The 14,054-nt window shown below is 58.3% G+C and carries 10 protein-coding genes; 8 read left to right on the top strand and 2 right to left on the bottom strand.

Features of this window, described 5'->3' with window-relative positions; genetic code table 11:
- The first annotated feature begins 31 nt into the window (after positions 1-31).
- The 5 genes from aceF (at position 32) to LG300_RS12775 (ending at position 5,648) form a co-directional block, all read left to right on the top strand.
- The gene (gene aceF, locus LG300_RS12795) at positions 32-2,044 is read left to right on the top strand and encodes a pyruvate dehydrogenase complex dihydrolipoyllysine-residue acetyltransferase (RefSeq protein ID WP_404375701.1); all 2,013 of its coding nucleotides are present in this window, start codon (positions 32-34) and stop codon (positions 2,042-2,044) included.
- A gap of 266 nt (positions 2,045-2,310) precedes the next feature.
- Positions 2,311-2,964, top strand: coding sequence for an adenylate kinase (gene adk / locus LG300_RS12790; protein WP_404375700.1), 654 nt, complete (start codon positions 2,311-2,313; stop codon positions 2,962-2,964).
- 112 nt (positions 2,965-3,076) lie between these two features.
- The gene (tsaB, locus tag LG300_RS12785) at positions 3,077-3,778 is read left to right on the top strand and encodes a tRNA (adenosine(37)-N6)-threonylcarbamoyltransferase complex dimerization subunit type 1 TsaB (RefSeq protein ID WP_404375699.1); all 702 of its coding nucleotides are present in this window, start codon (positions 3,077-3,079) and stop codon (positions 3,776-3,778) included.
- Positions 3,775-4,485, top strand: a complete 711-nt coding sequence (locus tag LG300_RS12780; RefSeq protein WP_404375698.1) for a class I SAM-dependent methyltransferase — start codon at positions 3,775-3,777, stop codon at positions 4,483-4,485. Before tsaB ends, LG300_RS12780 begins: the two co-directional genes overlap by 4 nt.
- 41 nt (positions 4,486-4,526) lie before the next feature.
- Entirely contained in the window at positions 4,527-5,648 is a 1,122-nt protein-coding gene (locus LG300_RS12775; protein WP_404375697.1) for a phosphatidylserine/phosphatidylglycerophosphate/cardiolipin synthase family protein, read from the top strand.
- An 8-nt stretch (positions 5,649-5,656) separates the two neighbouring features.
- Here the strand turns inward: LG300_RS12775 and LG300_RS12770 are convergent, their stop codons facing one another.
- On the bottom strand, positions 5,657-6,337 hold the full coding sequence (locus LG300_RS12770; protein ID WP_404375696.1) for a YecA family protein: 681 nt from the start codon (positions 6,335-6,337) through the stop codon (positions 5,657-5,659).
- Between the two features lie 65 nt (positions 6,338-6,402).
- On the opposite strand from LG300_RS12770, the gene LG300_RS12765 reads away from it, so the two are divergent.
- The 3 genes from LG300_RS12765 to LG300_RS12755 all read left to right on the top strand — a co-directional run bounded on the left by LG300_RS12765 (position 6,403) and on the right by LG300_RS12755 (position 10,021).
- On the top strand, positions 6,403-6,969 hold the full coding sequence (locus tag LG300_RS12765) for a SprT-like domain-containing protein (protein WP_404375695.1): 567 nt from the start codon (positions 6,403-6,405) through the stop codon (positions 6,967-6,969).
- Between the two features lie 169 nt (positions 6,970-7,138).
- On the top strand, positions 7,139-9,088 hold the full coding sequence (gene acs, locus LG300_RS12760) for an acetate--CoA ligase (protein WP_404375694.1): 1,950 nt from the start codon (positions 7,139-7,141) through the stop codon (positions 9,086-9,088).
- A 270-nt stretch (positions 9,089-9,358) separates the two neighbouring features.
- The gene (locus LG300_RS12755) at positions 9,359-10,021 is read left to right on the top strand and encodes a response regulator transcription factor (protein WP_016916171.1); all 663 of its coding nucleotides are present in this window, start codon (positions 9,359-9,361) and stop codon (positions 10,019-10,021) included.
- A gap of 72 nt (positions 10,022-10,093) precedes the next feature.
- On the opposite strand, the gene LG300_RS12750 is transcribed toward LG300_RS12755, so the two are convergent.
- The gene (locus LG300_RS12750; protein WP_404375693.1) at positions 10,094-14,038 is read right to left on the bottom strand and encodes a NahK/ErcS family hybrid sensor histidine kinase/response regulator; all 3,945 of its coding nucleotides are present in this window, start codon (positions 14,036-14,038) and stop codon (positions 10,094-10,096) included.
- Between the last annotated feature and the right edge of the window lie 16 nt (positions 14,039-14,054).

Here is a 14,054-nt window from a genome sequence, read left to right as displayed (position 1 = left end):
CGGCTCGATCCGATTTGGAAGGAGCGCGACCTTGAGTAGCGAAATCATCAAAGTTCCCGATATCGGTGGCGATACCGATGTCGAAATCATCGAGATTGCGGTGTCGGAAGGCGACGTCATTGAAGCGGAAGACACCCTGATCACTCTGGAATCCGACAAAGCCAGCATGGATGTACCGGCCCCGAAAGGCGGCAAGGTCATCAAAGTGCTGGTCAAAGAGGGCGATAAAGTCTCGGAAGGCGACGATATCGTTGAGCTGGAAGTGGAAGGCGGCGGTGAGAGCGATGCCGAGCCGGAAGCTACCGCTGAAGACAGCCAGCCAGACGACGCGCCCGCCAAACAGCAAGAAGCGGCCCCCGCACCGAAAAAAGCCAGCGGCGGCAAGCAAACCGTGGATATCAAAGTCCCGGATCTGGGTGGCTCTGACAACGTCGAGATTATCGACGTCGCGGTCGGCGCAGGCGATGAGGTCAACGCCGAAGATACGCTGATTACCCTGGAGTCCGATAAAGCCTCCATGGACGTGCCCAGTCCGCACAGCGGCAAGATTGTGGCGCTGACGGTGAAAGAGGGCGATACCGTTTCCGAAGGCGACGTGATCGGCCAGATGGAAATCGTCGGTGGCGACGATACAGCCGACGAGGGCGCGCCTGCTCAAGCAGACGAGCCCGCACCGGCTAGCGAGCCTGCCGAAGAAGAAGCGGCCGACGAAGAGAGCGGCAGCGGCGAGCCGGAGCGTAAAGAGATTCGCGTGCCGGATCTCTCGGGCGCTTCCGACGTGCCGATTATCGAAATTGGCGTCGCCGCCGGTGACGAGGTTGACGTCGAAGACCCGCTGATCACCCTGGAGTCTGACAAAGCCTCCATGGACGTGCCTAGCCCCTATAAAGGTAAGATTCTGGAGCTGACCGTCAAAGAGGGTGACACCGTCTCTGAAGGCGACGTGATCGGCTATATGGAAGTCGCAGGTGCCAAGAAAGCGGCACCGAAAAAAGCGGCACCCGAGAAAGCCTCAGGCGGTAAAGGGGCGCAGAGCAGTGCTAGCCAGTCGAGCGCCGCGCCGACACCGGCTGGAACCCCCAGCCCCGAAGCGCAAATGGCCGCGCATAAGCCCCGCGACGGTAAGCTGGTGCACGCAGGCCCTGCCGTGCGTATGCTGGCCCGTGAGCTGGGTGTCGACCTTGGCCTCGTGAAGCCCAGCGGCCCGAAAGACCGCGTGCTGAAAGAGGACGTGCAGGCCTACGTCAAGCAAGCGATTGCCAACCAGGGCAAAGCCCAGGCAGCCGCCCCCGCCGCTAGCGGTGGTGCCGGCATTCCCGCCGTGCCGGAAGTCGACTTCAGCCAGTTTGGTGACGTGGAAGAGAAGCCGATGGGTCGCCTGCTCAAGATGGGCGCGACTAACCTGCATCGCAGCTGGCTCAACGTGCCCCACGTGACCCAGTTCGACGAAGCGGATATCACCGAGCTTGAGAACTTCCGTAAAGCCATGAAGGCGGAAGCCGAAGCCCAGGGAGCGAAGCTTACGCCGCTACCGTTCCTGGTCAAAGCCTGTGCCTTTGCGCTGCGTAAGTTCCCGCAGTTCAACGTCAGCCTAAAAGGCGACGGCGATACACTGGTGTGGAAAAAGTACGTCCACATCGGCATCGCGGTGGATACGCCGGATGGCTTGATGGTGCCTGTGCTGCGCGATGCCGATAAGAAATCCTTGATCGAGATTGCCAAGGAGATGGCCGAGCTAGGCAAGAAGGCGCAAACCAAGAAGCTCAAGCGGGAAGAGATGACCGGTGGCTGCTTTACTATTTCGAGCCTTGGCTCGATTGGTGGTTCGGCCTTTACACCGATCGTCAACGCCCCTGAGGTCGCGATCTTGGGCGTGTCGAAAGCGCAAATGAAGCCGGTATGGGATGGCAGTGCCTTCCAGCCGCGCTTGATGATGCCGCTGTCGCTCTCCTACGATCACCGCGCGATCAACGGAGCGGACGCCGCACGTTTCACCGCCTTCCTGGCGGACGTGCTCACCGATATCCGTCGTTTACTGCTGTAAACGGTCATTGAGCAAGCCCCAAGCGGCGCCCCATGGGCGCCGCTTGTGTTTATAACTGCTGAGGAACTTAAGCGTGGCGATCAGCGCATGAAGGGGGTGACCAAAGTACTAAAGCTCTTCACCATGCTGTTTTCGCTTAAAAAAACATAAAATAATCGTGCTCTCAGGCTTTTGGGGAGTTGTGTCGCCTGAACGGCACGGTTATTGTCAATTCATTGATTTCACCTATCACTACCATTCAAGACAATCATTCAAGGAGCAGTGCCATGCGTTTAATCCTGTTGGGTGCCCCCGGCGCGGGGAAGGGGACTCAAGCTCAATTTATTTGCGAGCAGTTTAAGATCCCTCAAATTTCCACCGGGGATATGCTGCGCGCCGCTATCAAGGACGGCACTGAATTGGGCCTTAAAGTTAAGGAAATCATGAACAGCGGTGGTCTGGTGTCAGATGACATCATCATCGACCTGGTCAAAGAGCGCATCAGCCAGCCCGATTGCGAGAATGGCTTCCTGTTCGACGGTTTTCCACGCACGATTCCCCAAGCGGACGCCATGAAAGAGGGTGGCGTCAAGCTTGACCACGTACTGGAAATCGCCGTGCCGGATGAAGAGATCGTCAACCGCTTGGCGGGACGACGTGTTCACCCGGCGTCTGGCCGCGTGTACCATGTTGAGCACAATCCGCCCAAAGAGCCGGGCAAAGACGATGTGACCGGCGAAGCGCTGATTCAGCGTGAAGACGATCAAGAGTCTACGGTACGCAACCGTCTGTCGGTCTACCACGACCAAACCGCGCCGCTGGTGGAATACTACAAACAGTGGGCGAAAGAAGACCCAGCCGCCGCGCCCCAGTACCACCGCGTAGAGGGCGTGGGCAGCGTGGCGGACATTACCCGCCAAGTGAAAGAAGCGCTGAGCTAATTACACCGTCGCTTCGCGTTTAACGATGGCCCGCAGGCTTCCTGCGGGCCATCGTCGTTAAGGACGTGTGGCGGTATACTAGGGGCCTATTTTTACAGAGTGCAACACCGCTATGTCGTCGTTATACCTTTTGGCACTGGATGCCTCCTCCAGCGCCTGCTCTGCGGCGCTGCTCCGCCAAGTGGACGGTCAGCGTGAATGTTTAGCGCGGTTTGAGATGACCCCCCGGGCACACACTAAGCGCTTAATGCCGATGGTGGACGAGCTGCTGGCGGATGCCGGTATCACGCCCCAGGCGCTAAATGCCATTGCCTTTGGACGCGGCCCTGGCTCGTTTACCGGCCTGCGCATTGCCGCCGGTGCCGCTCAAGGGCTGGCGTTTGGCTTGGATTGCCCTTTGCTCGGCGTCTCGACCTTAGAGGCTTTGGCGCTTCAGGCGCACCGCCGCTATCACTACCGCCATGTCGTCACCGCACTGGATGCGCGGATGGGGGAGGTTTATGCCGCCAGCTGGCATTGCCTGAACGATGCTCTGAGCTTGCAGAGTGATGAGGTGGTGATCGCACCCAATGCCTTTCGGCTGCCTGTTGATGAAACCGACTGGGTCGGTGTTGGCTCTGGGTTTACCCTATGGGACGAGTTCTCAGTGGGCGTGCAGGCAAGTATGTCGCAGCACCTTACGGACCTAGAGCCACGGGCAGAGGAGATGGCCTGGCTAGCCGCCCGCGATTTGGAGGCGGGGTTAGGTCAAGCGGCCCATGAGGCGCAGCCGGTCTATATACGCAATAACGTTGCCTGGAAAAAACCGGCATGAGCCAGCCTGTGCCGGAAGTGGCGCTGCCGCCTGGGTTAACGCTGGACTATGTGGATGGACGGCTTGCTCTGGCGGGAGACGAGCGTCAGTATGGTAAACCGCTCAGTGTGGATTTTGTCTCGGGTAAGGCTGCGCACCGCCGTCAGTTCGGCGGCGGCCGTGGGCAGCTGGTTGCCAAGGCCTGCGGACTAGCCAAGGGTGTCACTCCTAACGTCGTCGACGCGACGGCAGGCCTTGGCCGCGATGCCTTTGTGTTGGCAAGCTTGGGCGCGCCGGTACTCATGGTTGAGCGTGTGGCGGCCATTGCCGCGCTACTTCAAGATGGTCTTGACCGCGCTGCCCAGGCGGAAGAGACCGCGCAGATTGCCGCGCGCATGATGCTGTGCCATGGCGATGCCGCAGAGCAGCTGGCAGTGCTGGTGGCGGCGGCTGACTTTGCTCCCCAGGTGATCCATTTAGACCCTATGTTTCCCCATCGTGAAAAATCCGCGCTAGTGAAAAAGGAAATGCGCGTGTTTCGTGAGCTGGCGGGGGACGATGACGATGCGCCGCGGTTGTTAGAGGCTGCGCTTGAGGTGGCGACGCACCGCGTTGTCGTAAAACGGCCCCGCAAGGCGCCGCCCATTGCCGGGCCTGCGCCGCAGCACACGCTGGAAGGTAAAACGAGCCGCTACGATCTGTACGTTCATCGCTCATTAAGCCGCTAAGTGCGGTTGTCAGCAGACGTGGCGTAAGAGAAGGAGTCTCTATGCAGCACGAGTGGCGAGAAGGTAACCGTGTCATGCTGCTGCCGGAAGCATCGCGCTTTTTGCCGGCGATGTTCGAGGCGGTGAGCCAAGCACAGCACTATGTTCTGGTGGAACTCTACCTAATGGAGTCCGGTGAGTTGGCCAACCAGATGATTGATGCCCTTAGCTCCGCCGCCCAGCGGGGGGTAAGCGTATGTTTGCTGCTGGACGGCTACGGCGCCATAGGATTGGAGCGACGCGACCGTGAGCGCCTGCAGGCCGCTGGTGTAGCGTTGCAACTATTCAACCCGATTGGCTTTCACTCTCTCGCTCGTAACCTTAGCCGCGACCACCGTAAGATTGTGGTGGTGGATGGCGAGATCGCCTTTACCGGCGGCTTTGGCGCGGTGGATGAGTTTTTGCAGGCGTGGTACGAGATTGCATTACGCATCGACGGGCCGGCGGTGGCGGATTGGGAAGCGCTATTTCGCCGCCTGTGGCGCTCCCGCCTCACCCGGCAGGCGTCGGGCAGCCAAACGCCCATTCCGCTGCCGCCTCAGCGTAGCGCTACCTCTTATCATGATGGCGTGCGCGGGAGGGTGATGTCGGCGCGGGGCTACCGCTACCAGGCAATCCGCCACTCCCTCTATGCCAGGGTAATCCGCGCCAATCAGCGGCTATGGTTATGCACTCCCTATTTTGTTCCCACGTTTTCGCTGCGCCGCCGCCTGATCCGCGCCGCCCGGCGAGGCGTCGACGTTCGCCTGCTGCTGCCCGGTACCAAGCATGACCATCCCGGCGTGCGCTATGCGGGGCAGCGCTTCTATCAAGGGCTGTTAAAGGCAGGGGTGCGGATTTTTGAGTTCCAGCCGACGTTCATACACGCCAAATTCGTGCTGGCTGATGAGTGGGTTAGCCTCGGCTCGTGCAACTTCGACCACTGGAACTTGCACTGGAATCTGGAAGCCAACCAAGAGATAGAAGACCCAGGGTTCGCCAGCGAAGTGCAGGCGCTCTTCGAGCGTAATTTTGCCGCTAGCCAAGAGGTGGATGCCGTGGCCTGGGCCGCGCGCCCTTGGGGGCAACGGGCCAGGGAGTGGGTGTATGGGGTGATTGATGGGCTGGTAATGCGCCTGAAGTAGCGACGCGACTATTTACGCTTTTTACCCTTCGCCTTGGCGGGCGTCTTTTTACGCGGTTTCGGCTTGGGCGTTTCCGGCGGTACGCGGTAGTGTAGGTACAGATCGAGCACGAGCTCGGGCAGTTGAGCCACGAAGGACTCTTGGCTAGCTTGATCTTTTGCCATCTCGGCCATATCGGGTTCGTCGTCAAACAGCCCCGACAGCGACATGAACGGCAGCAGCAGCGTGGCGGCTGCTTCTTCGTCATCCTGGAACCAGGCGCTCTCGTCGCTGAACACCCCCTCCATAAAGCCCGCGCACCAGTCGCCAATGGGGGTTTCCTCGGCGGGCAAGCCATCCAGGGTTAGCTCGAAGGGCAGCTCCGGTAGACCGCCTTGCTCCAGCACCGCCATGGCGTTATCACGCAGCAGGGTCAGTAGCTGAATGATTTCCTCGCGCTCGGCGGCGTCGCGGTAGTTGGGTTCGCCCTGGAACAGCTCCTCTAGCCACTGTTCGGTGGGCTGTTCGCTGGGGGCGACCGCGAGTGCGACTAAAAAGCCGTGGGCTGAAATCAGGTCGAGGGCATCTTCGCCCACCTGGTCGGAGTCGAGAAAATCATCCAGCCTGTCTAGCTGTTCATCATCAAGCAGCGGCTGAGGCGGGGCACTGTCGGGCGAGTTTGCTGCGGGCACGTTATTGCGCTCTGCCATAGGGAGCCTCGTGGTCAACGTTTGAGAAACCGCTGTCGATCCGTAACAATCGAGCAACGTTACTAATGGCTAGTTTATCACTAATGAAGAGTGCACCACTCCCCCCGTGGCCCAGCGATGATCTCATGGCGCGCCCCCAGGAGGCGCTGCTCCAGGCGGCTCGGGAGCGGGTAGCCCAAGCTCTGGCGCGCTGCCGGGAAGTCTACCCAACGCTGCCTGCTCCAAACGTGTGGTTTGATTTAAAAGGAGCCGCCGCAGGGCAGGCGCATCTTGGGCGGGGTGGGCTACGCTTTAACCCAGTGCTGTTGAATGACAACCGGCAGGCCTTCTTCGATGAAGTGATTCCCCACGAGATGGCCCACTGGCTAGTCTTTCATCTTGCTGATGGCAGGCGTTTAAAACCCCATGGCCGAGAGTGGCAAGCGGTGATGCGAGACCTGTTTGGTTTGGTGCCACGGGTTACCCACCGCTTTGATATCCAGCGCTCGCAGCCACGCCCTTACCGGTATCAGTGTGGTTGTCAGGTCCACTATTTTACCGCTAGGCGTCATGCCTTAGTAGCAAAGGGGCATCGTTACCGCTGCCGCCATTGCGATCAGACCTTGGTCTACAGCGCATTTGAAAACCCATAAATCTATTTTAAGTTATTGTTTTTAAAATTAAAAACGTTAATACCAATGTCTAAAGGGAAGCCGTCCCTGGGAGGTTTATGCTAGGTAAATATTAAGCGCGTCGGTACTATCAATAATAAAGCCGATATCATTTTCCAGAGAGTGCATTTTCACGGACAGAGGCAATTTCATGAGCGAGCAAAGCAACGTCTATCCAGTGCGCGATAGCATCGCCGCCAATGCATGGGCCGATAAAGATAAGTATGCGGCCATGTATCAGCAGTCCATGGACGACCCGGAGGGTTTTTGGGCCGAGCAGGCGAAACGCTTGGACTGGATCAAAACTCCCACCAAGATCAAAAACACTTCGTTTGCCCGGGATAATGTTGATATCCGCTGGTTTGAAGATGGCGAGCTCAACGTCGCGGCGAACTGTCTGGATCGTCACCTGGAAAAGCGTGGCGATCAAACGGCGATTATCTGGGAAGGCGATAATCCCAACGACTCCAAACACATTACTTACCGTGAGCTATACGAACGTACCAACCAGCTGGCGAACGGCCTGAAGTCATTGGGCGTTCAGAAAGGCGATACGGTGACCCTGTATATGCCGATGATTCCCGAAGCCGCCATGGCCATGTTGGCCTGTGCCCGTATCGGTGCGGTGCATTCGGTGGTCTTTGGCGGTTTCTCTCCTGATGCGGTCGCCCAACGGGTAATCGGTGCGGATTCCAAACTGGTGATCACTGCCGATGAGTCAGTACGCGGTGGCAAGCACGTACCGTTGAAAGATAATGTCGACTCGGCGCTGAAGCGCGACGGCACTGACGTGTGCAAAAACGTACTGGTGGTTAAGCGCACTGGCGGCGAAATCGAGTGGCAGGAAGGCCGTGATATCTGGTTTGACGAGCTGGTCGACAAGCAGTCAACCGAGTGCCCGGCAGAGGCCATGAATGCGGAAGATCCGCTATTCATTCTCTACACATCAGGTTCCACCGGTGCACCAAAGGGCTTGAAACACACTACCGGCGGCTACCTAACCTACGCCGCCATGACCCACCAGTACGTTTTCGACTACCAAGAGGGCGAAGTCTACTGGTGTACCGCGGACGTGGGCTGGGTCACCGGCCATAGCTATATCGTCTATGGCCCGCTGGCGAACGGTGCCACCACGCTGATGTTTGAAGGCGTACCGAGCTATCCGACCCACGGCCGGATGGGTGAAATCGTCGATAAGCACCAGGTTAATATCCTCTACACCGCGCCCACCGCCGTGCGTGCGTTGATGGCTCACGGCGACAGTGTGATGGACTCCAGCAAGCGAGACTCACTGCGCCTGTTGGGCTCAGTGGGCGAGCCGATCAACCCCGAGGCGTGGGAGTGGTTCTACCGCGTGATCGGCAACGAGAAGTGCCCGATTGTGGATACCTGGTGGCAAACCGAAACCGGCGGCATCATGATTGCGCCGCTGCCGGGGGCTACTGACCTCAAACCAGGGTCAGCTACCAAACCGTTCTTCGGTGTTAAGCCCGCTCTGGTGGATAACGAGGGCAATAAGCTGGAAGGCGCCACCGAAGGTAATTTGGTAATCCTAGACTCTTGGCCGGGGCAGGCGCGCTCCATCTGGGGAGACCACGAGCGTTTTGTTCAGACCTACTTCTCCACCTACGACGGTATGTACTTCACCGGCGACGGCTGCCGCCGCGATGAGGATGGCTACTACTGGATCACCGGCCGTGTGGATGACGTGTTGAACGTTTCCGGCCACCGCATGGGCACCGCCGAGATCGAGTCGTCGCTGGTGGCGCACTCAGCCGTCGCGGAAGCGGCAGTGGTAGGCTTCCCCCATGATATTAAGGGCCAGGGGATCTATATTTATGTCACCCTGAACGATGGTATCGACCCCACTGACGAACTGAAGAAAGAGCTGACCCAGTGGGTGCGTAAAGATATCGGGCCGATTGCCTCGCCAGATGTTATCCAGTGGGCACCGGGGCTGCCGAAAACCCGCTCAGGTAAGATTATGCGTCGCATTCTGCGCAAAATTGCTGCCAACGAGTGCGATGGGCTGGGTGATACCAGTACGCTGGCAGATCCTTCCGTTGTGGATGATCTGATTGAGCATCGGGCGAATAAGTGAGCGTAATGCCCCCACGCGATGAGCGGCGGGGCAATCTTTCATGACAGACGTCAAACGTTTGCTCATTATCGTAAGGCAAACTGCGTTAATCTATTGCAGTGCCGGCCATGAGGCCGGCACTGCTGTTTCTATTCGGATGACGTCTCAATGACAAATTATGCATGTGATGCTTGGGCATGATGAAGCCCATGGGGTACCATGCTTCAACCGTATGAGCCTAGCGTCGCGGCGGCAGGCAACCCCGCTGCTCGAGGAACCGGAGGAATATCCATGGCAGTAGCCCATAAGTTTATCGTCGCTGACGACCATCCGCTGTTTCGTGCAGCGCTCACCCAGGCGTTGCGCCAGTTGGCCCCCCAGGCTGAGATTGTCGAAGCCGACACCATGGAAGCCACCACTGAGGTCGTTAATCGTCACCCTGATGCGGATTTAATTCTGCTTGATCTACATATGCCCGGTGCCCACGGCTTTTCGGGTCTTATTCAACTGCGCGGGCAGATGCCGGATATTCCGGTAGCTGTGGTGTCCGGCAGCGATGAACCCTATGTGGTGCGTCGTGCTATCGACTACGGTGCCTCTGGCTTTATCCCCAAATCATCATCGCTACAGCTGATTGCCGAAGCAGTAGGTGAGATACTTCAAGGGGAAGTATGGCTGCCAGAAGCGCTGGCAAATGTACTAGAAGAGACCAGTGAAGAGGAATCGCGCTTCGCCGAGGCGATTGCTTCTCTGACTCCCCAGCAGTTCCGTGTACTGAACATGCTGACCGAGGGCTTGCTGAATAAACAGATTGCCTACGAGCTCAACGTCTCGGAAGCGACCATCAAAGCCCATGTAACGGCTATTTTGCGCAAGCTGGGTGTACACTCCCGCACCCAAGCAGTTATTGCCGCGCAGAAGCTGGAAGTGGAGCCGCCAAAGGTCGAGTCCTAACGGCTAACGGATAGGCTAGCCGCGCCGCGCTTGGAGCTTTCTAAGCGCGGCGCGGCTGTTTTCGGCCCTGCTTTACGGTTTGGCGCGGCTGGCCTGGAGAGTACGGGTAAGCAGCGCTCGCAGGGCGGCGGGTTTTACGGGCTTTAACAACAGCTGGTAGCCCGCCCGTTTGACCTCTTCTGCCACAACTTCGGTGCGGTCGGCGGTGATGACAATCCCTGGTACCGCACCCGTGAAGCGCTCGCTAAGTGCCTCTAGCGCCATCAGGCCGGTGACCTCGTTATCCAGGTGGTAATCCGCCAGGATGGCGTCAGGGTCGCCTTCCATATTACGTAGAATCGATTTTGCTCCACCGATACTAGTGGCGGTAAATACCTCGCAGCCCCAGCCACTGAGCATCGCGGTCATGCCTTCCAGAATCAGCGTCTCGTTGTCGATACACACGATCCGAGTGCCTGCCAGCTTGTTGCCGCTGCGGCGGCTGTGGGGTTCTTGATGATCAGCTATCGTCGCTTCCCGTGCCGCAACGATGGGCACGCTGACCGAGAACACCGTACCTACACCCTCCCAGGAGCGCACCTTGATGGGGTGATCCAGCACGCGGCTCATACGGTCGGCAATGGAGAGCCCTAGCCCCAGGCCTTTCTCGCTCTCTTTATGGCGGGAGACTTGGTCCAAGCGGCGGAATTCCTGGAAAATTTCCGTTAGTTTGGATTCAGGAATCCCTGGGCCGCTGTCCCACACTTCAACCAGCAGGCGCCCTCCTTGGCGGCGGCAGCCTAGCAGCACACGCCCCTCCTGGGTATAGCGAATCGCGTTGGAGAGAAAGTTTTGGATAATCCGGCGCAGCATCTGTGGGTCGGAATCCACCCATTGGCGGGTGGGCACCACCACAAGGTCAAGCCCGCGGTCATCCGCCATTACGTCGAACTCCGCGCGTAGCGGGCGGAAAATGTCAGCCAGGGCGAAGTGGCTGCGCCGTGGCGTCAGCGCACCGGCATCCAGCTTAGAGATATCCAGCAACGTACCGAGAAGCTCTTCGGCGGCCTGAAGAGAGTTATCGATATGACCAATGGTGCGCTGGGTGTCGCTGGCGGTGACGTTCTGCATTAGCGCCGAGGTGAACAGCCGCGCGGCGTTCAAAGGCTGAAGCAGGTCGTGGCTGGCGGCGGCCAAGAAGCGGGTTTTCGAAGCGTTGGCGTCTTCAGCGAGCTGTTTGGCCTGGCGCAATGCCTGCTCCGCTTCGGCACGCACGCGGTTCTCTTGGCGTAGAGCGGCGTTGGCCTCCGAGAGCGCCTGGGTGCGTTCGCGCACCCGTTCTTCCAGGGTTTCGTTAGTCTCTTTCAGGGCGATTTCCGCCTGACGGCGTTCGGTAATATCTTGATACAGCGCGAAGAACCCCAAGATCGACTGGCTATCGCCAAAGTGCGGTGTATAGGTCACCAGCATATAGCGCATGGCATCGTTGACCCGCATGGAGACTTCAAAACTGACCCGCTCACCGGCCAGGGTGCGCTGTACCCAGGGCAAGCGCTCTTCAGCCTGTTTGACCGGCAGCACGTCTTCATAGCGCCTTCCAATCACCGCGTTGCGGTCGATATTAAATGCTTGTTCGTAGGCTCGGTTGGTGAACAGGTAGCGGCTCTCTTTATCGAAGTAGGCAATGAGCGCTGGGACATTGTCGGTATAGATACGAATATTGTTTTCTGAGCGGATCAGTGCCTCTTCAATGCGCTTTTGCTGGGTAATGTCCTGATAGGTATACACAAAGCCGCCACCGGGCATGGGGTTGCCCTGTACTTCCAGCACGCTGCCATCCTGGCGGTAGCGCACATAGCGATGGGGTTGGCCATCGCGGATGTTGTCCAGCAGCAGCTGCACGTGCTCCTCTGGGTCACCAGGGCCGTACTCGCCATTGTGGGCGTTATAGCGGAAGATGCGATCCATCGGTGCGCCGACGCGAATGATATGGTCGGGGAAACGGAATAGCTCCAGATAGCGCTGGTTCCACACCACCAGGCGTAGATTCTGGTCGACTACGCTGATGCCCTGGTTGATGTTCTCGATGGTGGCTTGCAGCAGGGCGCGGTTGAATTCCAGCACCTGTGACGCCTCATCCACAATCGAGATCACATCGGAGATGCCGATACCGCGCCCCTGCAGTGCGGAATTCACTACGATACGTGCCGATGAAGCCCCCAGCACCGAAGCGAGGAAACGCTCGGTGAACTGGATTACGTCGATGGAGGCGCGGGTGCCGTCATCTAGCGGTTTGCCCGCCCGGCGTGCGTAATCATCGAAAGCGCGATCAACTTGGCCTGCCCCTAAAAAACGCTCACACAGCACTTTTAAATCGCCCACGGTGGTGGCGCCTGTCCAGGGACGGTTCACCGAGGTTTGACGGGTTTCGACGCTATCTACAAACAGCGACGCCTGTATACGCTCCACCACCCGCTGGGAGGTGATCTGGGAGACAAAGATATAGCAGAACAGGTTAATGCCTAGCGACAGCATCACGCCATGGGTGAAGGAGTCCCCCAGGTTCAGACCAAACAGCGCTGTAGGCGAGAGCCAATTAAGCCCCAAGGGTCCACCCGCCAGCCAGGCTTGGGGCAGCACCCCTGCATTAATCATCGCGGGCATCAACAGGCTGTAGGCCCAAATAGCGAAGCCGACGTTCATGCCCACAATCACGCCTAGGCGGTTGCCACGTTTCCAGTACAGCCCGCCAATTAACGCGGGGGCAAACTGGGCTGCAGCAGCAAAAGAAAGCATGCCGATAGAGGCGAGCGAGGTGAATTCAGCAATCAGCTGATAGAAGCCATAGGCCATCGCCAGTACGGCCACAATAGTGAGACGTCGGGCGCGCAGCACAAGGCGGCCATAGTCGCGGGCTTTAGTATCAAACCAACGCAGCCTGAAAAGGGCAGGGATCACAATCTCGTTAGAGATCATGATGGATACCGCAACCGCTGCCACGATGACCATGCCGGTAGATGCAGAGAATCCGCCAATAAACGTCAACAGCGTTAGCCACTGCTGGCCTGATGCCATTGAAAGGGCGAGTACGTAGGTGTCGGGCTCCACGCCGCTTTCTGAAAAGAGCAGTAGGCCAGCAGCAGCCAGGGGTACCACAAAAAAGGCAATTGCTAATAGGTAGAGCGGGAAGAGCCAGCGCGCTTTGGTGGCGTCGTCAGGGTGGATATTCTCGACCACCGCCACATGAAACTGTCGCGGTAGACACAGAATGGCCAGCATGGCGAGTAGCGTTTGCGCCCAAAAGCTTTGTCCGAAGTCTTGGTTGGCGAGCTGGCGCTGCAGCTCCAACTGGCTTTCGGCGTGGCCCATCAGCTCGCTCAGGCCGTCAAACATGCCCCATGTCACAAACGCCCCAAGTACTAAAAATGCCACCAGCTTCACAAGTGACTCAAAGGCAACTGCATGGATCAGCCCTTCATGGTGCTCGGTGGCATCGGTGTGCCGTGTGCCAAAAAGAATGGCAAAAATCGCCATCACCACTGCCACATAAAAGGCCGTATCACCAAACAGCGGCGTATGGGTCATATCCTGCGCATCCGTTAAGACGCTAAAAGTTGTCGAGACCGCCTTTAGCTGTAGTGCGATATAGGGCAGGGTGCCGATCAGTGCTACGAGGCTGGCAAAGGCTGCTAGGGATTGAGTTTTGCCGTAACGGGAGGCGATAAAGTCGGCAATGGAGGTGACGTTTTGATGCTTAGCGACGCGGATCATCTTCGCCAGTACAGGCCAGAAGAGCAGAAATGTCAGAATGGGCCCAACAAAGATACTGGCAAATGACCAGCCCGCCGTGGCTGCTTGGCCCACCGCGCCGTAGAACGTCCACGAGGTGCAGTAGATAGCGAGCGCTAGGCTATAAATGATCGGGCGGCGGCGGCTAGCACCGTGGGTGCGTGCACGTCGATCGCCAAACCAGGCAATCCCAAACAGCACTGCGATATAAAGGAGTGATACGGCAATTAGCAGCCCGCCATGAAACATAGTGTCTCCCAACCTA

The sequence above is a fragment of the Vreelandella aquamarina genome, from assembly GCF_044805175.1.
GTDB classification, from domain to species: domain Bacteria; phylum Pseudomonadota; class Gammaproteobacteria; order Pseudomonadales; family Halomonadaceae; genus Vreelandella; species Vreelandella aquamarina_B.
The sequence above is the reverse complement of the archived record's forward strand: the minus strand, read 5'-3'. Positions and strand labels throughout refer to the sequence as shown.